25 protein-coding genes are annotated in these 21,967 nt (G+C 36.9%); 18 read left to right on the top strand and 7 right to left on the bottom strand.

The features are described from left to right. Positions 1-79 precede the first annotated feature (79 nt). The 4 genes from argC to AA637_RS13850 all read right to left on the bottom strand — a co-directional run bounded on the left by argC (position 80) and on the right by AA637_RS13850 (position 2,470). The gene (argC, locus tag AA637_RS13865; RefSeq protein ID WP_446683244.1) at positions 80-1,138 is read right to left on the bottom strand and encodes an N-acetyl-gamma-glutamyl-phosphate reductase; all 1,059 of its coding nucleotides are present in this window, start codon (positions 1,136-1,138) and stop codon (positions 80-82) included. Between the two features lie 137 nt (positions 1,139-1,275). Beyond that, positions 1,276-1,710: a ferredoxin gene (locus tag AA637_RS13860; RefSeq protein ID WP_446683243.1), complete on the bottom strand. Its 435-nt coding sequence runs from the start codon at positions 1,708-1,710 to the stop codon at positions 1,276-1,278. A gap of 113 nt (positions 1,711-1,823) precedes the next feature. After that, entirely contained in the window at positions 1,824-2,207 is a 384-nt protein-coding gene (locus tag AA637_RS13855; RefSeq protein WP_446683242.1) for a DUF1257 domain-containing protein, read from the bottom strand. Positions 2,208-2,266: 59 nt separating this feature from the next. Next, positions 2,267-2,470, bottom strand: coding sequence for a DUF2997 domain-containing protein (locus AA637_RS13850; RefSeq protein WP_069792127.1), 204 nt, complete (start codon positions 2,468-2,470; stop codon positions 2,267-2,269). Between the two features lie 182 nt (positions 2,471-2,652). On the opposite strand from AA637_RS13850, the gene AA637_RS13845 reads away from it, so the two are divergent. From AA637_RS13845 to AA637_RS13820, 6 genes are all read left to right on the top strand, one after another. Next, the gene (locus AA637_RS13845) at positions 2,653-3,873 is read left to right on the top strand and encodes a GAF domain-containing sensor histidine kinase (protein ID WP_446683241.1); all 1,221 of its coding nucleotides are present in this window, start codon (positions 2,653-2,655) and stop codon (positions 3,871-3,873) included. Between the two features lie 100 nt (positions 3,874-3,973). Then, positions 3,974-4,636 carry a TIGR00266 family protein gene (locus AA637_RS13840; protein WP_069792084.1) on the top strand — a complete coding sequence of 221 codons (663 nt, stop codon included), beginning with the start codon at positions 3,974-3,976 and terminating at the stop codon, positions 4,634-4,636. 25 nt (positions 4,637-4,661) lie between these two features. After that, on the top strand, positions 4,662-5,339 hold the full coding sequence (locus AA637_RS13835; RefSeq protein ID WP_446683240.1) for a TIGR00266 family protein: 678 nt from the start codon (positions 4,662-4,664) through the stop codon (positions 5,337-5,339). A gap of 188 nt (positions 5,340-5,527) precedes the next feature. Further along, positions 5,528-6,232, top strand: coding sequence for a TIGR00266 family protein (locus AA637_RS13830; RefSeq protein WP_446683239.1), 705 nt, complete (start codon positions 5,528-5,530; stop codon positions 6,230-6,232). 13 nt (positions 6,233-6,245) lie between these two features. Beyond that, on the top strand, positions 6,246-7,058 hold the full coding sequence (locus AA637_RS13825) for a M48 family metallopeptidase (RefSeq protein ID WP_446683238.1): 813 nt from the start codon (positions 6,246-6,248) through the stop codon (positions 7,056-7,058). 136 nt (positions 7,059-7,194) lie between these two features. Beyond that, positions 7,195-8,658: a M16 family metallopeptidase gene (locus tag AA637_RS13820; protein ID WP_446683237.1), complete on the top strand. Its 1,464-nt coding sequence runs from the start codon at positions 7,195-7,197 to the stop codon at positions 8,656-8,658. A 6-nt stretch (positions 8,659-8,664) separates the two neighbouring features. On the opposite strand, the gene AA637_RS13815 is transcribed toward AA637_RS13820, so the two are convergent. Together AA637_RS13815 and AA637_RS13810 are read right to left on the bottom strand one after the other, a co-directional pair. Further along, on the bottom strand, positions 8,665-9,648 hold the full coding sequence (locus AA637_RS13815; RefSeq protein WP_446683236.1) for a GntR family transcriptional regulator: 984 nt from the start codon (positions 9,646-9,648) through the stop codon (positions 8,665-8,667). A 118-nt stretch (positions 9,649-9,766) separates the two neighbouring features. Continuing rightward, a complete protein-coding gene (locus tag AA637_RS13810; protein ID WP_446683235.1) occupies positions 9,767-10,195 on the bottom strand; it encodes a CAAD domain-containing protein in 429 nt (142 codons plus the stop codon). A gap of 376 nt (positions 10,196-10,571) precedes the next feature. Between AA637_RS13810 and lepB the strand changes: the two genes are divergently transcribed. The 5 genes from lepB (at position 10,572) to AA637_RS13785 (ending at position 14,183) form a co-directional block, all read left to right on the top strand. Next, complete coding sequence (lepB, locus tag AA637_RS13805) at positions 10,572-11,129, top strand: signal peptidase I (protein ID WP_446683234.1); 558 nt, start codon at positions 10,572-10,574, stop codon at positions 11,127-11,129. 52 nt (positions 11,130-11,181) lie between these two features. Further along, a complete protein-coding gene (locus AA637_RS13800) occupies positions 11,182-11,454 on the top strand; it encodes a BrnT family toxin (protein WP_446684603.1) in 273 nt (90 codons plus the stop codon). Positions 11,455-11,458: 4 nt separating this feature from the next. Then, complete coding sequence (locus AA637_RS13795) at positions 11,459-11,650, top strand: hypothetical protein (RefSeq protein ID WP_069792091.1); 192 nt, start codon at positions 11,459-11,461, stop codon at positions 11,648-11,650. A gap of 134 nt (positions 11,651-11,784) precedes the next feature. Then, entirely contained in the window at positions 11,785-12,711 is a 927-nt protein-coding gene (locus AA637_RS13790) for a metal ABC transporter solute-binding protein, Zn/Mn family (protein ID WP_446683233.1), read from the top strand. A gap of 77 nt (positions 12,712-12,788) precedes the next feature. Beyond that, positions 12,789-14,183 carry a helix-hairpin-helix domain-containing protein gene (locus AA637_RS13785; protein ID WP_446683232.1) on the top strand — a complete coding sequence of 465 codons (1,395 nt, stop codon included), beginning with the start codon at positions 12,789-12,791 and terminating at the stop codon, positions 14,181-14,183. A gap of 173 nt (positions 14,184-14,356) precedes the next feature. Here AA637_RS13785 and AA637_RS13780 read toward each other — a convergent pair whose 3' ends face one another. Next, positions 14,357-14,551, bottom strand: coding sequence for a hypothetical protein (locus tag AA637_RS13780; RefSeq protein ID WP_446683231.1), 195 nt, complete (start codon positions 14,549-14,551; stop codon positions 14,357-14,359). Positions 14,552-14,799: 248 nt separating this feature from the next. Between AA637_RS13780 and AA637_RS13775 the strand changes: the two genes are divergently transcribed. From AA637_RS13775 to AA637_RS13745, 7 genes are all read left to right on the top strand, one after another. Then, positions 14,800-16,377: a TonB family protein gene (locus AA637_RS13775; protein WP_446683230.1), complete on the top strand. Its 1,578-nt coding sequence runs from the start codon at positions 14,800-14,802 to the stop codon at positions 16,375-16,377. A 359-nt stretch (positions 16,378-16,736) separates the two neighbouring features. Further along, the gene (locus AA637_RS13770) at positions 16,737-17,780 is read left to right on the top strand and encodes an MORN repeat-containing protein (RefSeq protein WP_446683229.1); all 1,044 of its coding nucleotides are present in this window, start codon (positions 16,737-16,739) and stop codon (positions 17,778-17,780) included. Between the two features lie 245 nt (positions 17,781-18,025). After that, positions 18,026-18,229, top strand: a complete 204-nt coding sequence (gene psbH, locus AA637_RS13765; protein ID WP_069792096.1) for a photosystem II reaction center phosphoprotein PsbH — start codon at positions 18,026-18,028, stop codon at positions 18,227-18,229. Positions 18,230-18,297: 68 nt separating this feature from the next. Continuing rightward, positions 18,298-18,576 carry a TatA/E family twin arginine-targeting protein translocase gene (locus AA637_RS13760; protein WP_446683228.1) on the top strand — a complete coding sequence of 93 codons (279 nt, stop codon included), beginning with the start codon at positions 18,298-18,300 and terminating at the stop codon, positions 18,574-18,576. Positions 18,577-18,744: 168 nt separating this feature from the next. Continuing rightward, complete coding sequence (gene hpsO, locus AA637_RS13755) at positions 18,745-19,917, top strand: hormogonium polysaccharide biosynthesis glycosyltransferase HpsO (RefSeq protein ID WP_446683227.1); 1,173 nt, start codon at positions 18,745-18,747, stop codon at positions 19,915-19,917. A gap of 128 nt (positions 19,918-20,045) precedes the next feature. Then, positions 20,046-21,212 carry a hormogonium polysaccharide biosynthesis glycosyltransferase HpsP gene (gene hpsP / locus AA637_RS13750; RefSeq protein ID WP_446683226.1) on the top strand — a complete coding sequence of 389 codons (1,167 nt, stop codon included), beginning with the start codon at positions 20,046-20,048 and terminating at the stop codon, positions 21,210-21,212. A gap of 153 nt (positions 21,213-21,365) precedes the next feature. Continuing rightward, the gene (locus AA637_RS13745) at positions 21,366-21,878 is read left to right on the top strand and encodes a hypothetical protein (RefSeq protein WP_446683225.1); all 513 of its coding nucleotides are present in this window, start codon (positions 21,366-21,368) and stop codon (positions 21,876-21,878) included. The last annotated feature ends 89 nt before the right edge of the window (positions 21,879-21,967 follow it).

Below are 21,967 nucleotides of genomic sequence, written 5' to 3'. Positions count from 1 at the left end.
ACGGACGTAGCACGCTACGTCCTCTACCTAACATCTGTCCCCATTAGCGCCTAACGATAGGATTGTTTTACAGCTTGTGTTAAGGATAAAATCCGAGTTTAGGTAAACCCAAATCTTCTGCCCATCCCATCATGAGATTTAGACATTGTACAGCTTGTCCTGCTTGTCCTTTGATAAGATTATCGATGGCAGACATAACGATAACTCTACCCGTACGAGGGTCAACTTCTATACCAATGTAGCCTAAGTTGGTACCGCAAGCCCATTTGGTTTGGGGATAAGTGCCATTAGGTAAAATTTTGACGAAGGGAGATGAACGATAAAAGGCGTTATAAATGGTGATTAAGTCTTCTGTAACTAATCCTGGATCTCGTAAAGTGGCATAAACTGTGGAAAGAATACCCCTAACCATGGGAATTAGATGGGGAGTAAATTGGACTTTGACATCGCTACGGGCTAAATCTGAGCAGATTTGTTCTATTTCGGGGGTGTGCCTATGTTTGGCGACTCCATAAGCCCCTAGGGAGTTATCGACCTCGGCTAAGAGAAGACCAATTTTGCCTTGTCTGCCGCCCCCTGACGTGCCTGATTTGGCATCAATGATGATGGTTTCGGGAAGTATTAATCCTTGCTTAATAAGGGGAGAGAGGGCAAGTAAACTGGCGGTGGGGTAACATCCGGGGCAACCGATGAGGGAACTATTTTTGATTTGGTCACGGTATAATTCTGGTAAGCCATAAGCGGCAGTAGATGCGATCGCACTGTCATCCCTTTCTGTTTTATACCATGCGGTATAGGTATCGAGATCGGTAAAACGATAATCGGCGGATAAATCTAAAACCTTACAACCCTTCTCCACCAACTTAGGGGCAAACTTACAAGCCAAGCCATTGGGTAAACCGAGAAACACCACCTCACAACGGGAAGCTATCTCATCCAAATCAATAGCCTCAACCTTATTTTTAATCAGATGACCTAAGTGGGGGTACAAATCAGCATAATCTTTTCCTGCACTACTATCTCCCCCCAAATAAACAATGTCTATCTCAGGATGTTCGGATAGTAGCTTAACCAACTGCACTCCACCATAACCAGAAGCACCCACAATTCCCACAGCAACTTTTTGCGACTCAGTCATAATCTTAATGATTTAATATATAATTCCCACTTTTGCAGAATTTTAGTACGAAAACAGCACTTTTGAACGGGAATTTTCCTCAAATCATGACCAAATCTATTTTGCTCTGCATCAAATTATTTAGAGAGAATTGAGCCTTATTTATCAAATCTTAACGACTTCCTCATCTTTTTCCTATTCTTTTTAGGATAAAAAACTTGAGGATAACCCAGAGGCCGTACTTCTTGATTTTTTCTTTCCGCCTCCTTTTCCCTCACTTCTGTATAATCTAACCAATGAATGCAATCTACGGGGCAAGTATCCATAGCTTCTTGCACGATGTCTTCCTCATCACCATTTTGGTTATAAACCCGAGAGCGTCCAAAATTGTCCTCAATATAAAAAGTATTAGGGGCTACATGAACACAATTTTTACAACCGATACAAGTCACCTCATCCACATAAACACCCTTTTGACGAACACTGCCCCCCAACTCCGGCTCAAAACCACTCCTTTCAGGGTTATCACGCCAAATGCCCCCTAATTCAGGCTCCAAACCATTGTTTTCTGAAATATTTTGTTCATCAAACATAAAAAACCTCTACAAAGAATATAATGTGCGATCGCACAGCGCCAGCCTATGGCTGATCACACTGAACAAAGAAAGTGGGTAACATATTATCACCCACCATCATCAATTAAAAATTAACTCCAACGTTGTACCACCAGACGAATAGAGCCATCTTCATTTTTTTGTTGCTCAGTCACCGCAAAACCCTGTTGCGCAGACTCATTCAATACAGTCTGTAAAGCATAATTTTGAGTCACACGCTGTAAAAAACCATCAACAGTCCAAGGCTGTTGCCAGTATTGTAAATCAGCTACCAACTCATAATGTTGACCATTCCAGCTAAAACCAATATCATAATTGTTTTCCTGTTCAATGACGAGATCAGCTTGGCTAGTTTGCCCCTGATAACCACGAACGGGTGAAGGGCCTTCTTTCCAGTCAATGTTGAGATCTTTGAGAGCATATTTAAGGGAAGTTAGATTGCGGATTTGCGTTTTGATACTACTAAAGTGTGACATAAATTTATCCTGATACAGTAAATTAAAGATTTGGAAAAATGAGATTTATATATAAAAGTTTACCAATTTTGATTCTGAATTTGATTCTCAGTCTCTAAGTTTTGATTGTAATAGTCCGATGTTTTTTGATTAGAAACCACCACTCCCAACTGTTCCTCAATCGCCCTAGTAACCTCCTCACAAGACTTTCCGACGATTCCAGTAACCTTCTCCTTTACCCTACCATCAGGATAAATAATAAATTCTAAAGTTTCCATGGCCATAGACATCTATCCTCGCTATATTCAAAAAATTCTCAGAAACTCTGCTACAACTACAAACTACAAGTTGCCTCATTAACCATCATAATCAAATTAAAGATTGTTGCGTTATGCAAAATTAATGGGAATCTGGGAAAAATAAAATTAAGATTAACAGAAGACAGTCATGGAAATATGGTGACATCATGAAAATCCCCCCCAAGCCCGACAACGAAAAAGAGCGCCTCAATGCCCTCCTCGCTTACGACATCTTGGATACAGAATTTGAAACAGTCTATGATGAACTAACCCAATTAGCATCCTCTATCTGCGAAACTCCCATCGCCCTCATCAGTCTTATCGACGAAAAAAGACAATGGTTTAAATCAAGAGTTGGATTAGATGCAAGAGAAACCAATCGAGACATCGCCTTTTGCAGTCATGCCATTTTACAAAAAGACGATGTTTTAGTGGTGGAGGATGCCACCAAAGATGAAAGGTTTGCGGATAATCCTTTAGTATTAAAAGACCCCTCCATTCGCTTCTATGCAGGAGCGCCCCTTATTACCCCCAATGGGTTTGCTTTGGGTACCTTATGCGCCATTGATACCAAACCCAAAACCTTAACCCCCACACAGGAAAAAGCATTGCAAATTTTGGCAAAACAAGTCATTAGCCAATTAGAACTTCGATTATCCTTCAAAAAACTACAAAATTACGCCACAGAATTAAGAAAAATTAATGCAGGAAAAGATCGCTTCTTTTCCATTATCGCCCATGACTTAAAATCCCCTTTTAATGCCATGTTGGGATTTGCTGATATTTTAACTAATGATGTACATGATTTACCTCCAGAGCAAATCAAAGAAATTAGTTCTGATATTTACAATACAGGAAAAGCCACCCTGAAATTATTAGACAATCTCTTACAATGGTCCATGTTAGAAACAGGAAATCTATCTTGGCGCCCAAAAAAGCTATATCTTTACGGGGTGGTAGAAGATGTCTTAAATTTACTATATGGGCCAGCTTCTCTCAAAAAAATTACCTTAGTCAATGACATCAACTCAGAGATGAATGTTTATGGTGATTTAATAATGTTGGAGTCGGTACTTCAAAATATTGTTAATAACGCCATCAAATTTAGTCATACGGGAGATAAAATTACTATTTCCTGTACTCAAGAAGACAATCACCTAGTGCGCGTTACAGTAACGGACACAGGGGTTGGCATGACTCAAGAGCAAATCAACCGCTTATTCGACATGGAATATAGTGCTAGTAAATTAGGCACCGATGGGGAGAGGGGAACAGGATTAGGATTATTATTGTGTAAAGAGTTTGTCCATCGAAATGGTGGCTCTTTGAAAGTCACCTCTGAGCTAAATCAAGGCTCACAATTTAGTTTTACTATTCCTCAAATTTAACATATTCTTTTGTATTATAAAAAGTTTTGTAATGTAGTATGTTTTCCTTTTCAAAAATAAATTAGCTTTATTACTAAAGTTAGAAAAGAGAGATAATTTTGTGGAGTGTAGTATTCGTTATCGTCCTGCCTTTGCAACTATTTTTGTGACGTTGCAACCGAGGGAAAAAATTACCGCCGAAGCGGGGGCAATGATTAGTATGGATGCAGGAATAACTATGAAAACTGAATTTTCAGGGGGATTTTTTCCTGCGTTGATGCGTAAGTTTTTTGGGGGAGAGTCTTTATTTGTCAATGTTTTTCAGAATAACACCAGTATGCCTCAAACGGTAATTCTTTCCCAGTCGATGATTGGGGATATTGAACATAAAAAATTAAGCTCAAAACCTTTTTGTTTACAACCAGGTGCTTACATTGCCCATACTCCAGGGGCAAAAATGGGGGTGCGCTGGGCTGGTTTTTCCAGTTGGTTTGCGGGGGAAGGTTTATTCAAGTTGCAGTTTACTGGCAAGGGGCAGGTTTTATTTGGTTGTTATGGCGGTTTGACTCAAAGGGAGGTGAACGGTGATTTTGTAGTAGATAACAGTCATCTGGTTGCCTATGAGGGGGATGTAAAAATGAATATTGCTTTATCTGGTAATTTAATTTCTTCTATGACTTCTGGGGAGGGTTTTGTTAATAAAATTACGGGTAGGGGGACAATTTATCTTCAGTCTCGTAGTATTTCTGGTTTTGTGGGCTTTTTACGTCCTAAAGTTCGTTAATTTTTTTCTGATAATCCATTTTTTTATGAATATTGAAGTATTACAACAGCCCGACAGTGCGATCGCCAAGATAACCCTAGATGCCCAAGAAGAATTACTCGCCGAAGCAGGAAGCATGATTGCCATGAGTGATTTTATCAACGTCAGCACCACCCTCCGACAGGGTAAAGGGGGAGGTATTTTGGGGGGTTTAAAGAGAATGATGGCAGGGGAATCCCTATTTCTGAGCGTCTTTCGTTGCTACCAACCCAACGGAGAACTTTATCTTGCACCCCATCTCATGGGTGACATAGTCGTTTATGAAATGACAGGTAATGAGTTAGTGGTGCAGTCTGGCTCATATTTAGCCTGTGGCTCAGGGGTTGACATTGATTTGGGTTTTCAGGGGCTAAAGTCATTTTTTTCAGGGGAAGCCCTTTTTTGGCTTAGAATTAGCGGATATGGGCCCGTTATTCTTACCTCCTTTGGCGGAGTGTACGAAATAGATGTGGATGGTGAATATGTCGTAGATACGGGGCATATCGTCGCCTTTGAGAAAAGTTTGGATTTCAAAATTACTAAGGCTAGTTCCAGTTTACTAGGATCATTTTTAGGAGGAGAAGGGTTAGTTTGTCGTTTCTATGGCAAAGGTAAATTGTACTGTCAAACCCATAGCCCCCTTACTTTAGGGAAAACTATTGGCACTCAATTACCACCACGATAAACAACGAAGTAATGACTAATAGATAGGTTAGCAAAATTCATGATGGTTTTATTGTACTAAGAGTCTTCTTTTGAACCAGAAGGAAGGCAATGGGAGACAAGGGCGAAGAGAGGCAAGGGGCCTCGCGCCCCTTGTTATTCCTTAAGAATAAATAGATAAACAAAAAACTCAAAAAATAGAATAAAACGATGTTAAATAAATCAGCAATAAATTATCGTATTGAGCATAATCCAGCGTACGCTTTTTTAATCCTCACATTACAGGCAAATCAGATGGTAATGGTAGAGGCAGGGGCTATGGCAGCCATGGATTCTTCCATTAAAATGAAGTCAAAAATGAAAGGTGGACTCGGTAAAAGTTTTAGTCGTATGTTGGGGGGAGAATCTTTATTTTTAAGTGAATTTACTGCTCAAAATCAATCAGGAGAATTGTATTTATCTCCTGGGGTGCCAGGGGATATTGGTCATTATTTATTAACAGGAAATAATAGCTTAGTGATACAATCATCGGATTTTGTGGCCTGTGCTTCTACGGTGGAAATTGATTCCCAGTTTCAAGGTTTTAAGGGTTTTTTTAGTGGGGAGTCTTTGTTTTTGCTAAGGGCCACAGGGCAGGGTGATGTGTGGTTTAGTTCCTATGGTGCTATTTTGGAGGTGGATGTAAAAGGTAGTTACGTGGTAGATACAGGTTACATTGTGGCTTTTGAAGATACCCTTAACTATAATGTGGAGGTGATGGGGGGTTTATCTTTTCGTAATTTACGCACGGGTATATTAGGGGGAGAAGGGTTGGTATGTCGTTTTAGTGGCAATGGTAAATTGTGGATTCAGTCCCGTTGTCTTTATCCTCTAATGAATTTTCTTAATCCTTTCCGTCCTACAAAAAGCGATTAATTAATAAAAAAATATGCCTTATTCTTCTCCTATAAGCGATCGCACTTCAGAACCTAAAGCAAGACAAATCATTATTTTATTGATCATTTTTGGGAGTATTATTACTTTCTTGTTGTATAGTTTATTTTCTCTTGCTAATAATCTAGTTAATTTTATTCCTGTTTCTGTAGAATCGAAAATAGGTTCTTTAGTAGTTCCTAGTTTTGAGAAAAAAAATAAATCAAATAACACCGAAAAACAATTAAATCAGTTGTTAAATAATATCGAACAAAAATTATCTAATGATAGTCTTGAAAAAAGAGATTATCAAATTATTTATATTGCAGAAGATACAGTAAATGCGATCGCCCTTCCAGGAGATAAAATAGTAATTTACGAAGGACTACTAAAAGAAATAGAATCAGAAAACGAATTAGTAATGATTCTGAGCCACGAAATCGGACACTTTGCTAACCGAGATCATTTAAGAAGTATTGGTAATATTATTTTGATGAAAATGGTAATTAACTATTTTTTAGGAGGCTTTGAAATCTTGCAATCAGGAGCAGATTTAACTAACTTAGTAGTCAATGCCCAATATAGTCAAACTCAAGAAAAAAAAGCTGATATATTTGGGATAAATTTGTTATATAAATATTATGGTCATGTCAATGGAGCAACAGATTTTTTTGAGCGTTTAGAGAAAGAAGAAAAAACACCAAAATTTACTCAATTTTTATCTAGTCATCCTCTCCCTAGAAAAAGAGTTAAAAACTTAGAAAGATTAATAAAAGAAAATAATTACCCCTTAAAAGATAAAAAACTTCTGACTATTGATATTAGTTAAGGTGCGCTGAATAACTAAAAAAACTATTAATATATAAAAATTTTAGACCATTCCCCATTCCCTATTCCCCATTCCCCACCTAAAATAGACACTATTAGCCATTGCTTATAAGCAAAAAAAACATAAAAATATTAATATGAATAAACTAAAAAAATTCTTCCAATGGTTAGCCATCGGACTTGTAGCCGTCACTCTGACTGTTATTAGTCGTAATGTAGCCATCGCTCAACCCGTCAGCCATTATACCGATTTAGAATACCCCCCCCTTGCCGAAGTTGAACTACCAGAATATGATCGCCTTTCCTTGGATAACGGCATGGTAGTATATCTAATGGAAGATCATCGCCTTCCCCTTATTACAGGTAGTGCCATCTTGAGGACAGGGGATAAATTTGAGCCTAATGATAAAGTAGGATTAGCTACCCTCACAGGGGATTTACTACGCACAGGAGGCACCACCAACCATAGTAGAAGCGAAATCGATACTATCCTCGAACAAAAAGCCGCTTCCATAGAAACATCCATCGGCACAAATTCGGGCAGCGCCAGTTTTAACACCCTTAGCTATGACTTAGAAGAAGTTTTTCCTCTATTTGCAGATATATTACGTAATCCTGCTTTTGAACAAAACTTTTTAGACTTTGAAAAAAATAATTTTAGAGGTGCTATCTCTCGCCGTAATGACAATCCTGGAAATGTAGTACAAAGGGAATTTAGAAAACTAATTTATGGTGATGATAGTCCTTTCGCCCGTACTATTGAATATAGTACCCTTGAAAATATCTCTAGGGAAGACATCGTTAGTTTTTATCAACAGCATATCCGCCCCGAAAATATTATCCTTGGTATTGTAGGAGATTTTGAACCCGAAAATATAAAAAACCTCCTCAACCAAACCCTCGGAGATTGGCAAGTTACAACTCCTGCACCTAATCAAGAGATTGCTACCCCTACCCAGTTAGCTTCTGCGGGATTATATTTAGTTGATCAACCCCAGTTAACCCAAAGTAATATTTTATTAGGACATATCGGCGGTAGATTAGATGACCCCAATTACCCCACTTTAACGGTTATTAACGGCGTTTTAAATGGTTTTGGGGGTAGATTACATAATGAGGTGCGATCGCACCAAGGACTAGCTTATTCAGTGTATGGGGTATGGAGAGCAAATTATGATCATCCAGGACTGTTTTTAGCAGGGGGGCAAACCAACACCGAAAGCAGTGGGCAATTTATTCAAGCCCTAAGAGGAGAAATAGAAAAGTTGCGCAACGACATTGTTAGCCCAGAAGACTTAGATTACGCCAAAAACTCTATTCTCAATTCCTTTGTCTTCCAATTCCAAAACCCTAATCAAATTCTTTCCCGTATTATGACCTATGAATATTATGGCTATCCCCAAGATTTTATTTTTAACTATCAAAAAGCGGTTATCAATACTACCGCCCAACAGGTATTTGAATCTGCCCAAAACTACTTACAACCTGATAAATTTGTCACTTTAGTGGTGGGTAATGGCAATGAAGTTAGACAAACTTTAACCCCCTTAAATCAAGAAATTCAAACCGTTGATATTACTATTCCTCAACCTAGTAGTTAGATACTATCAAGCAATCCCTAATTCTTGTTTTAATAGTTGGATAGACTTTTCACCGATATAGTTGTCACTACAAATTAGTTTGGGAGGGCGAATTAAGTCTTCCCGTAGGGCTAAAATCATTTTTTTGACAGCAACATAACTATGGTTATCGGAAATAATGGTATGGGCGCGACTGACTAAATTTTTGAGACGAAGACTATCACTAGCTTGAGCGATAATAGCCTCGACTTCATTACCTCGTAAACTTTGTACCATCATTTCTGCTACTCGCAAAATACCCGTACTTAAACTAACTATTCCTAAACAAGAGTCTGGGGGTAATTGTTTAATAATTTGTAATTCTTTGGCATAGTCACATATATCGATGGGAATAACTCGGATAGATTTTTGCGAAATGATGTCTAATACTTGAGAGACAAAATATCGACTGGTGACAACGGTGGCGGAGGTTTGTTTGAGGATAACTTTGCTTAATTCTTCGAGGGGAATTAGTTGAATGGGCATCATCAGCGCTTGTTGTAATTCTAAGACGATGAGTTTTCCTGCCCCAATGTCGGCGGAAGGCACTGTAACTAATACAAGGGCATTACAACTAAGTCGCCAGTCAATTTCTGCTGAAAATAGTTCTTTTATTTGATTGAGGTTTAATCCAGAAAGAATTAATTGGTCTATATTCTGGCTAATAATCTTTTGAATTTCTGAGTATTTGGTGGGAAGGGTATTGTTTTTCTCGATGATACCTTCATTTCCTTGGGCTTTTACATAAATACCTGAGCCTGTGAGGGATTCTACTAGACCAACTTTTTCCAGTTTTTGATAAACTTTGCTGATGGTGTTGCGGTGTAATCCTGTTATTTGCCCTAGTTGACGGGTGCTCGGAAGTCGATGCCCGGGAGGATATTGCCTAGATGCGATCGCAAATTGAATTTGGTCAAATAGTTGTTGGGAGGGGGGAATTTCACTATCGGAGTGAATTTGAAAATAAACCATAATTGGTTATTAGTTTTGGTGATGAATACCCAAAAATTGCCACAAAAACGGGTTAGGCAAAAAAATAATTGATTAATATTTAACCATCATTATAATCGCTCTAACCCAATCTGGAAATCTATTTGCCACCCAAGATTTGTTTTTTCAAACCATTAAATTCGGCAAATAATTCTTCACGAGTAGAAGCCTTGAGTAAATAACGGGTGGTAAACCATGCGGTATAACCCAAACCTACCAACTCGAGAATGGATGCTAGTAAAGGAATATTTCCAATGGCATCCAACACAGAAAGAGTAATATAAACGGTGATAGCGGCGGTAACAATTAAGCCTACGGTGGTTAAAGGTTGTTTATACTCACCAAAGAAGTTGCCCAATTGTTCAGGCACTTGAGATAGAAAGTCAACGGCTACATCAACCCATTCTTGCCAAGGTTGCTCTGCCCCGGAAGCTGGTTGACTCGCACTAATGATACCACCCATTTCGTTATCTACGTTATCCATCGTCTCTGCTGCTTTTGATTCGGTATCTTTATATTGAGATTCCATAATAATAATTCTCCCTGATTTTTATTTAAATGAAAAATGTTACAGTCAGAATAACCCAATTATTAAATTTACTGACTTTTGCTCATATTATCAAACACTTTTGCCAATTTTTGCTGAATTTCTTATGAATGATTAATGATTTTACCTTGTAAATGGGTCAAAACTCACAATCAATAAGGGATAATTAGTTTGTTGGGTGTTGAGTGTTTGTTTTTTTGTCAAAACTTTATTAATAATAAACTATTAGTTCATTTTTTATTTATTAGGTCAATTATTTATTCCCAATTTTTAACACTTTACTAGATTTGGCGGATTATTTTACTTTTTTTAGTTTCTTTGAAGTCAATCTTAATAACTGTTTACAAATCACATTTTTATGACTAAATCATCCCCTGAAACCGCTTCTATCAAAAAACAACAAATTAAGGAAAACTCTCTTATTATTTTGGTGGGTTTAATCTTGGCGATCGCCATTAGAATATTTATAGCAGAACCCCGTTATATCCCCTCAGAATCAATGATACCAACTTTGAAAACGGGCGATCGTATCGTAGTCGAGAAAGTATCCTACAAATTTACCTCCCCCAAACCCCAAGACATAGTCGTATTTACCCCCCCACCGCAACTACAAATCCTCGGATACGATTCTAGTCAAGCCTTTATCAAGCGCATTATCGCCATGGGAGGAGACATAGTAGAAGTAAAGAATGGACAACTATATGTTAACGACACTCTGCAAACAGAAAACTACATCCTAGAAAGTCCCAACTACACCCTAAAGCCAATTATCGTACCAGAAGGAAGTTTGTTTGTCATGGGCGACAATCGCAACAATAGTAACGATTCTCACCTTTGGGGATTTCTACCCCAAGACTACGTTATCGGCAAAGCCATTTTTCGCTTTTACCCTTTTTCTAATATCGGTAAGATTTAAGAATAATTGATAATTGACCATTAATAGGTACGCTTAGTTGATTTAATTAATGATGAATTTTGAATGGAATGAGGACAAGGCGAGATCGAATTTATCCAAACATGGAATATCATTTGATGAAGCAAAAACAGTTTTCGATGATCCACTATACATTGATTTTTTTGATCCTGATCATTCCACACAAGAAAACCGTTACATCATAATAGGGGAATCTTTAACGGGAAAAATACTCCTAGTTTCTTATACTGAAAGAAAGAATAAAATAAGAATTATCAGTTGTCGAAAAGCAACTAAAAATGAAAAACTAGCTTATCAAGAGGGCTGAGACTATGAATGATGAACTAAGACAAGAATATAACTTGAGATCATTACAAATAAGAAAAGTTGGTGAAAAAAGAAAAGTTGGTGAAAATATAGTTAAGTTAGACTCTGATGTCGCAAAAGTTTTTTCTACTTCCGAGTCTGTGAATGAAGCATTAAGGTTTTTAATCAAAATCACCAAAGAAAATCAACTCACATAATCTAAGTACTTCAAAATCTTAAAATATCAACCTCAGAGGTCATTAATATGATGCCTCTTTTTTTTATCACATAGCAATTATGAAAAGATTATGATAAAATCTTTTAATGTAATTATGAAAAAATATGATAAAAAATGTTTAAAAAAATAGCCAAGATAAAAATAATTGCTCTAACCATTTTTATCATTACCGCCTGTGGTGCAACGGAAGTAACCAATAATCAAAACTCAGCAGATGAAAGGCTAAATATAGTTAGTACCACCACTATTATTGCCAACCTTACCGAAGAAATAGGGGGAGAAAAGATCAACCATAGAGGAATCTTACCACGGGGGGCAGATCCCCACGTATATGAGCCTGTACCCCAAGATAATATTACTCTCGAAAATGCAGATCTCATTTTTTATAATGGCTATGATTTAGAACCAAATTTAATTAGATTAATCAATTCATCAGGGCTAAATGCTCAAACCCTAGCCGTGGGAGAATTAGTACCCCCCCTCGATTTTGAAGAAGAAGGTCAAATGGTGCCAGATCCTCATGTGTGGGGTAATGTAGAAAATGTAATTATCATGGTGGAAGGTATTCGAGATAAATTAGTTGAGTTAAAACCAGAGGGGGAAGAAACTTTTAATCAAAATGCGGAAACTTTAACCCAAGATTTACAAGAGTTACATATTTGGATACAAGAGCAAATTGAGACAATTCCTCCTTTCCAAAGGCAATTGATTACTACCCATGATGCTTTTCAATATTATGGAGTAACTTACGGTTTGGAGATACCCGGCACTCTCATAGGCATTAGTACCGAGGAACAACCCAGCGCCCAAACGGTGCGTAATTTGGTGGAAACCATTAGAAAAAAAGGGGTACGGGCTATTTTTGCAGAGACGACTATCAATCCTACACTTATTGAAACCGTTGCCCAAGAGGCTGGTATTGAGGTGGCACCTACTGAGCTTTATTCTGATTCCCTTGGAGCAGAGAATAGCCCCGCGGGGACTTATATTGGTATGATGAGAGCTAATACTGAAACTATTGTTAATGCTTTGAGTAATTAGGTTGTGGGAAGATGAGGTAATGAAGTGAGGCAAAATAAAGAAGCAAAATAAATTAAATTAATTATTAAATATGCACGATGGTAAAAATAGTTAAAAGGCGATCGCACGGTATCCAGAAAGTATATGATATAGGAGTAGGAAAAGATCATAATTTTTTACTCCAAAATGGCTTGGTAGCTTCTAATTGTTTTAATAAATCTCACTCCACTGCCTACGCTTATGTGACTTATCAAACAGCATATTTAAAGGCAAATTATCCTGTCGAATATATGTCTGCTCTGATGAGTGCTAGTAGTGATAATCAGGAAAAAGTAGAAAAATATAGGGAAAATTGTTTAAAAATGGGGATAGATGTTTTATCTCCTAATATTAATTTCTCACAAAAAGAATTTACTCCTCAAGGGGAAAAAATCATTTTTGGACTATCTGCCATTAAAAATTTGGGTGAAAGTGCGATCGATAATATTCTCGAAGCAAGGGAAGAAGCAGGGGGAATATTTGAAGATATTGGTGATTTTATGGCTCGGATTAATCTTAAAACAGTCAACAAAAGAGCCTTAGAAACCTTAGTATATGCAGGGGCTTTTGATACTATTCATGACAATCGTAAGCAATTATTAGAAGGTTTAGAGCTATTAATCAGTTGGTCTCAAAAAAGACATCAAGAGAAAGAAAGCGGACAGTTAAATATGCTTGATTTACTATCTGCCGCCCCAGAAGATAACTCGAATCAAGTTGTTTATGCTAATGCTCCTCAACTACCTAAAATTGAAGATTTTACTCCCCAAGAAAAGTTAAAATCAGAGAAAGAATATCTAGGTTTTTATGTATCTGAACATCCTCTAAAACCCTTTGTGGATTCAGCGAAAATACTTGCCCCTATTAATATTAGTGATTTGGGTCAACAAAAATCAAGGACAAAAATTTGTGTGGTGGCAATGCTCACCATGATTAAGCCTCATATCGACAAAAATGGTAATACTATGGCATTTTTGACCGCTGAGGATATTTCAGGACAGGTAGATGCGATCGTTTTTGCTAGTACCTATGATGAAGTAAAAAATCAACTCAGGGAAGATACTCCCGTAATTATTTGGGGTAAAGCAGATAAGAATAAAAAAGATGATAAACCACAAATGATAGTAGATTATATAGAAGTAATTGAACAGGTCAAAACGGTATTAATTAGCATGAATTTTAATCAAGCTGATGAACCTAAACTGCAAGGAAAATTAAAAAGTATTTTACAAGAACAATCAGGAGAAAAAAATAAAGCAAAAATACCTGTTTTCGCATTGCTTCACGATTTACAAGAACGAATTTTTATCCGCTTGGGTAATAACTATTGGGTACAGAATGCGGAAAACACAGTCAATGCCCTCAAAAATGCTGGATTTAATGCTTACACTCAATCTTTAAATAGCAACTCAACCACCGAGCAGGTTATTAACACTGAACAAAATGTAATTTAACTACATCAGGACTTACGCAAACCAAAATAACTACTAGACTAAAACTCTGATGTATTAAGCTTTACAACAATATTAGTACATTATGACTATTGCCTGAAAATCTGATGCTGATAAAATAAGTTTTATAGTCAATTAAGTATTCTGTTTACTAATTTTGATGATTATTGAAAAATTTAACAAGTTTTCAATAAGGGCAGTTCTGCTTGAGTTGTCATTTCTAATACTAAACGAAATTCTATTGCATTTACCTCCTGTAATTCTAACGACTCTAAAAAGATCCTTGCCATAGGTAGATCAAGGTTTTTGCGTAAACGGGCGATCGCCTTTACACTGTCAGAAGAATAAATTTTAAGAACCTCCTTGATCAACGTCTTTTCCCTAGACTTGACTTTTGTTCAGAACCAAAAACGTTGTATCATTAACCGCACCGTAATCAACGAAAAAGTCAACAGTTGTATTGTGACAACACCCCTCACCGTCAAAAAATTGTCTAGTGACATTGACTTACTACTTCTGGTAAATAGTTGCGAATATTTATTAATTAAACTAACATATCAACATAGCGAAATAATCTTTCAGATGCAACTCTTTTGCAAATAAAACTCAATCATTCATCATGACCTATTCCTCTGCGTGTTTAGAGCAAAGACAAAAAGAAGCAGAAAAAACAAAAAAATTACTTACCTTCGGAATCATAAGCTCCATCGCCGTTCATGGAGCCTTGTTATATGTCATTACCACTAGACCCAATTCCATAACCAAAGAAGAACAAAAACCCATCGAGCTAATTTTAGTTCAGGAAAAACCTCCAGAAACCACTCCCCAAGAACAACCTGAATTTCCCGCAGAACCTGTCACCCTTCCAACTCCTCAACAAAATCAGGTTCAAAATATCCCTACCAACTCTCCACCCCCTCCTAGTAATCCCACTGTTTCCGCTAATCTTACCCCCATTCGCCCTGTTCAACCTACCCCCACAGTAGTTGATCCTGTTCAGCCTGAAACCCCCGTTAACGAACAACCAGAAGTTAGCCAACCTCAGAGCAATCCTAGTGCCATTACTCCCGAACCCACCAGACCACAAATTAATACCCCCAATCGTCCCACCAGAAATTCAGAAAATAACAACACTATTCCCCAGGCTCCAGAATCAGAATCGAACAACAATAACAACACCTTGGCACGGAACAACTCTCCCAATGCAGTACAACCTTTAGAAAATGACAATTCCAACAACACATTTCGTAACCAATCACGTCAACCCTCCAGAGTTCAAAGTGACGATGCCAATTCCAATCAAAGACCAAATTCCTTTGACAACGAGCAACAAATATCTAGCGGTAGAATTGCTCGAAATAACAGCCGTACTCCTAGTTCTATAAACAACAATCAATCTGAGGAAAATCGTTCCAACCTCAGAAATAACCTCAGTCGTAACAATAACCGCAGTAGCAATAACAACAACAATCCGCCCACCAACTCAGTTCCTGAAAATTTGACCGCTAGTAACCAATCTCGACCAGAACGTCCTCAACCTAACCGTAATACACCCCCTGCCAGTATTAGATGTATTAGTAATTGTCAACCCTCCTATCCTTCTGCCCTAGACGGAGTAGAAGGTCAAGCCACCGTGAGGGTAAATATCAATGGAAATGGTGATGTTGTCGGAGCTAGTATTGTCAGTGGAAATAGTAATGGTCAGGTGAACAGACAAGCATTATTGGCAGCTCAACAAATGAGATTTTCATCTCCCGGTAGTGATAACGCATCAGTACAGGTTCGTATCAATTTTACCGTGGCAGGTTCAGAGTTCGATCGCCTTGCCCGTCAGAAAAAAGAAGAACAGGAAAGACAAGCACGACTAGAAGAACAAAGAGAAAGGGAAGAACGTCAAGCCCAACTTGAACAAGAAAGATTGGAAAGACAGCAACAACTAGAAAGGGAAAGACAAGAAAGAGAAGCCCAACGTCAGACAGAACAAGAAAATCAACAGCAAGAACCCTCACAGCAGAACAATTCTGAACAGCAAGAACCCTCACAGCAGAACAATTCTGAACAGCAAGAACAGCAACGGGAAGCTGAAGCCCAAGCTGAAAGGGAACGTCAACAACGGGAAGCCGAAGCCCAAGCTGAAAGGGAACGTCAGCAACAATTACAACAGCAACAATCAACGGAAAATGATGCTACTGAGTAACCTTGTTTATTTTATGAATTAATATGCTTTTGTGAAGATAGTATTTATGTTTTATTAACACATAATAGTCGCACTAAGTTTAAAAAATACTTAGTATTCTAGTGTAAATTGCCTATAAAGCAAAGGATAATATCAACTTTGATTTTTAGCCCATTAAATTATCTAACTCTGGCAAACTTTCACCATAAGAATTTATCCCAACTTAGTATAAATCGTGATTATACTTGTGTTTAATAGCTTATATTTGATATTAAAAAAGTGTAAATAATTATTTTTTACAATTATTTAAGAAACTTTTGAATCTGCATAAAAGTCTGAATAAATATACAATTAGAGTCTAAATTAAATTACAGAAAATCATGAACAAAAAACATTTATTAATTAGTCTTTTTGGTTTGACCATTGCCAATAGTTTATTTTTTCTTTCCCCCGTATTGGCAAACACCATTAATCTTCCGGATGGAAGTAAATGTGAGGGGCAAATAAACAATGGTAATCTTAATGGCCAAGGAAAATGTACCTTCAGTAATGATGATATTTATGAAGGAGACTTTGTCGATGGGGAAAAACATGGCGAGGGTAAATATACTTTTGCCAATGGTGATGTTTATGAGGGAGAATTTAAAAACGATCAGATTGAAGGAGTGGGTAAAAGAACTTACAAAGAAGGAGATACCTACGAAGGAGATTTTAAACAAGGGCAACCTCATGGTGAAGGAGTTTATATTTCCACCGATGGGAGTCGATACGAGGGGGAATTTGTCGATGGTAATCCCCAAGGGGAGGGTAAGTTTATCTATGCCAATGGCGATAGTTGTGAAGGTACTGTAGAAAATGGTGACATTCAGGGACAGGGTGTCTGTGAATATGAAAATGGCGATCGCTACAAAGGACAATTAGTAAACAATCAACCTGATGGACAAGGACTTTACACCTTTGCTGATGGTGGTAGTTATCAGGGAATTTTCACCGAAGGAAATTTAACAGGAGTAGGAGAAAGAAAATATAGCAGTGATGATACCTATCAAGGAGATATTCGAGATGGAATCCCCCATGGACAGGGAAAATTTACCTTTGCCAATGGTGGAGTATATGAAGGAAACTTTGAGAATGGTAAACAGTCTGGCAGAGGTTCTTATCAATTTCCCAATGGTAATCGTTATGAGGGTCAATTTGTTGACGGTAAATTTCAAGGACAGGGAACCCTTATTTTTGCCAATGGTGATGTTTGTCGGGGAAAATTTCAAAACAATCAACTCCATGGACAAGTACTGTGTGACTATGAAAATGGTGATACCTATGAAGGGGAGTTTGCCAATGGTAAGAAAAACGGACAAGGAATATACACTTTCAGTGATGGTGCTGTAATTGATGGTGTTTGGCTTGATGATCAACCACTATAGTAATCTTAAGATCCAAAAAAATTTAATTTTAAAATAGAGTTGTTGCAAAATAGGTTATTGAAAAACTTACTCTTTCACTAACCTGAGTTCGAGTTTAATATTTGTTTTGAGTAACAAACAGAGTCACCAAACCAATACTCTCCTTCAAATGTCGAGGTCAGTTGCAAAAAATACCCCCATATTTTGCTATAATCGTCTTGTCAAAAAAGACCATAGAAAAAATTTAAATATATATAAGATTCAATATGTCACAGCGTACCCGTTTAGGCGATTTACTCAAACCCCTTAACTCCGAATACGGGAAAGTAGCCCCCGGTTGGAGTACCACCCCTTTAATGGGTGTTTTCATGATCTTATTTTTAGTGTTTCTTTTAATCATCCTCCAAATTTATAACTCCTCTCTCATTCTTGATGGTATCACTGTTGATTGGTCAAGTTTAGGAAGATAATTGTTACTCTGTTTGTACAAGGTTGATTGTTGATTTACACAAAACTCTTTAGTTAAGACAAAATTATTATGAATGTTTTTGGCATCGGACTTCCTGAATTAATTGTAATTTTTGTGGTCGCCCTTTTGGTGTTTGGCCCCAAAAAATTACCCGAAATTGGTAAAACTTTAGGAAAAACCCTCAAAGGTTTTCAAGATGCCTCTAAAGAGTTTCAAGATGAATTGAAAAAAGAAGCTCAACAAATAGAAGAAACTATTTCAATGAATGCTCAAATAGAATCTAGCAAAGAAAAGGAGGAGGAGAAAATTCCTAGCTCTACAAATAATGCTAGTTCAAAATCTGAGTAACCATAACTGGGATTGCTGAATTTAGATACCATTTTTAGCTAAAACCTGTGTAGACGTATTATGCTACGTCCTCTAACACTTCAGAAAATAAATACTTCTCACAGCGCACTCTAATTGTTTATTGATTCGCTATATTATGATGAAGCATAGTCAATAGTTGCCATCATCATGAATATATTAGTAGTGGGACATTCCTATATAGTGGATTTAAACTGTGAAAAACTAAGGGAATTAGCCAGAATTAGCCCAGATATTCAAGTTCGGGTAGTTGTGCCTAAAGTCTGGAATCCGGGGGGAGTACAAAATAAAATTATTAAGTCCGAATTTAAAGATGAGGGCAATTTTAAGATAGTCCCCATTTCTAACTACAGTCAAAATCATCAGGGTTTACTTACTTTTAGCCCAGAAATTATCGGCTTGTTAAAAGAGTTTAAACCAAATATTATTCATGTGGAACAAGGAATAAAATCCTTTGCCTATGCCCAGTTAATTATTCTTAATAAAATGTTGGGTTTGAAAGCAAAAAACTGCTTTTTTACCTGGTGGAATATACCCTATGATCCTAAATTTCCTTTTAGTTGGTTAGAAAAATTTAACCTCGGTAATACTGATGGTTTTATTGCTGGAAATCAAGATGCTTTAGACATTATCAGAGATCATGGTTATGATGGACAATCAATTATTATGCCCAATTTAGGTATAGATGACATACTATTTTCTCCGAAAAAAGAACCTTATTTAAAACAAGAATTAGATATAAAAGAAAAAGATTTTGTTATAGGATTTGTAGGTAGATTTGTTTCTGAAAAAGGTATTTTAACTCTTATAAAAGCAGTCAGTAATCTACATAGTAAAAACTGGAAATTATTACTTTTAGGTAGAGGAGAATTAGAAGAAAAAATTATCGCAGAAATTACCAACTTAGGATTAAAAAATAACTTAATTATTATTCCTAGCGTTGCTCATGCTCAAGTACCTCGTTATATTAATTTAATGGATACTTTGGTATTACCTTCAGAAACCGATGAAACTTTCAAAACTATTTCTGCGAAAGGATGGAAAGAACAATTTGGTCATGTTTTAATAGAAGCGATGGCTTGTAAAGTGCCTGTAATTGGCTCAGATTCGGGGGAAATTCCCTATGTAATTGAGGATGATGGTTTAGTATTCCAGGAGAAGGATGATAAGGGTTTAAAGGATTCTATTGAGCAATTGATGAATAATCCTTATTTGGCTAAGGAGTTGGGAGAAAAGGGTTATCAAAAGACTATGGAAAAATATACAAATAAGGCTTTGGCAAGGAATTTATTAGGGTTTTATGAACAGATTTTAAGTATTTAGTTACAAAAAAAAATTACCTCTAAATCTCCCAATTCTCAAGACTTAGAATCGATTATGGATAATATTACTATGAGACTTTTTCTAGCGGAAGAGATGATGTAACCCAACAACTAAGATAATGTTTAATTATGAAAATTTTACAGATTATACCTTCTATCTCTTTGGTTTATGGTGGCCCTTCTCAAATGATATTGGGGTTATGTGGGGCTTTGGCAAGGGAGGGGCAGGATGTTACTATTATTACGACTAATGCTAATGGTGATCAAGGACAAGCTCCCTTGGATGTACCTTTGCAGTGTATAGTTGAGGAGGATGGTTATAAGGTAATTTATTTTAATTGCTCTCCTTTTCGCCGTTATAAGTTTTCCGTGGATTTGTTGCGCTGGTTATGGGCGCACTGTGGTGATTATGATGTGGCTCATATCCATGCTTTATTTTCCCCTGTAACCACCATGGCGGCTTCTATATGTCGTCAAAAAGGTTTACCTTATATCTTACGTCCTTTGGGAACTTTAGACCCCAAGGATTTACAAAAAAAGAGGGGTTTAAAAAAAATATATGGTAATTTGCTGGAAAAACCTAATTTAAGAGGCAGCTTTGGGGTGCATTTTACCAGTCAGCAGGAAGCGGATGTTTCTGAGGATTTTGGGGCAGGAATTAACCGTTTAATTGTGCCTTTGGGGGTGGAAATTCCCGATCGCACCATAGATGATAATTTTATATATGATAGGTATAATATTCCCCGTGGTAAACCTTTATTGTTGTTTATGTCTCGCATTGAGCCAAAAAAGGGTTTACAATTTCTAATTCCAGCCTTGCAACGGTTGTTAAATCAAGGATATGATTTTCATTTTGTTTTGGCGGGGGCAAATCCTCAAGATAGGAGTTATGAGGCACAGATAAAGGCTCAAATTACTTCTTCTAATTTGTCTGATTGTACTACCATTACAGGCTTTGTGACGGGGGATGATAAGGAGGCTTTGCTACAAAAAGCCGATTTATTTTTACTTCTTTCTTTCTATGAAAATTTTGGCATTGCCGTGGTAGAGGCGATCGCATTTAGTACACCTGTTTTAATTTCTGACCAAGTTTATATCTATCAGGAAATAGAAAAAGCCAAGGCAGGATGGATATGTAATCTTAATGAAGATGATTTAGTTAAACAATTAATGATTGCCCTAGAAAGTGACGAAGAAAGACAACAAAGGGGGCTTAATGGACTTAACTTAGTTAAACAAAATTATAGCTGGAGTGCGATCGCCCGTCAACTCATAGAAATATATAAGAAAAATTAAAATATTGTTTTTAAAATCACCCAATAAATAATAGGTAAAAATAACTAGACAACTTCTTAATTAAACTTAAGAAAAAAAAGTTAAAATACTTAATATAAATAGCCTAGAGGCTAGGTTATCCTAGAAATATAGAAAAAAATAGGTATTATTATTATGAACATAATTTCTAGGCTTGTCAATAAAGATTTAAATTGGAATGCCATCATTCTCTGCACCTTGGGCTTTTGGTTTTGTAGTAGTCTATTTTTAGACTTTATTTTGATTCCCAGTTTATCCGTTAGCGGCATGATGAATGACGGTGGATTTGCTAATGTCGGCTTCCTCATTTTTGGTGTATTTAATCGCATCGAAGTAATTTGTGCCGCGCTGATTTTAACCGTGTCATTGGTGTTTTATTTTAACCATCAATTTCCTGAAGAAAAACAAACTATTTTCCTCGTATTTGCTAACCTTTTACTCCTCATTGCCCTAGCCTATACCTACATTTTCATTCCTCACATGAGCGCTTGGGGTTTATCAATCAATCAATTTAGTGCCACCACTGAAATGCCCCATCAAATGGTTTCTTGGCATGAAGGTTACTGGATATTAGAAGCCATTAAATATCTATTAGTGGGTAATCTTCTACGGTGGTGTTATAACAATACTTGCCCTGTCAAAAGTTAAGTTTTACAAGGTGTGTTTGAATTGTTACACCTAGCAAAAAAAAAGATGAATTACAGCTTTATACAAAAATAGTCCCCCCATTCATGAGG

It is taken from the genome of Cyanobacterium sp. HL-69 (genome assembly GCA_002813895.1).
Lineage (GTDB): Bacteria > Cyanobacteriota > Cyanobacteriia > Cyanobacteriales > Cyanobacteriaceae > Cyanobacterium.
The sequence above is the reverse complement of the archived record's forward strand: the minus strand, read 5'-3'. Positions and strand labels throughout refer to the sequence as shown.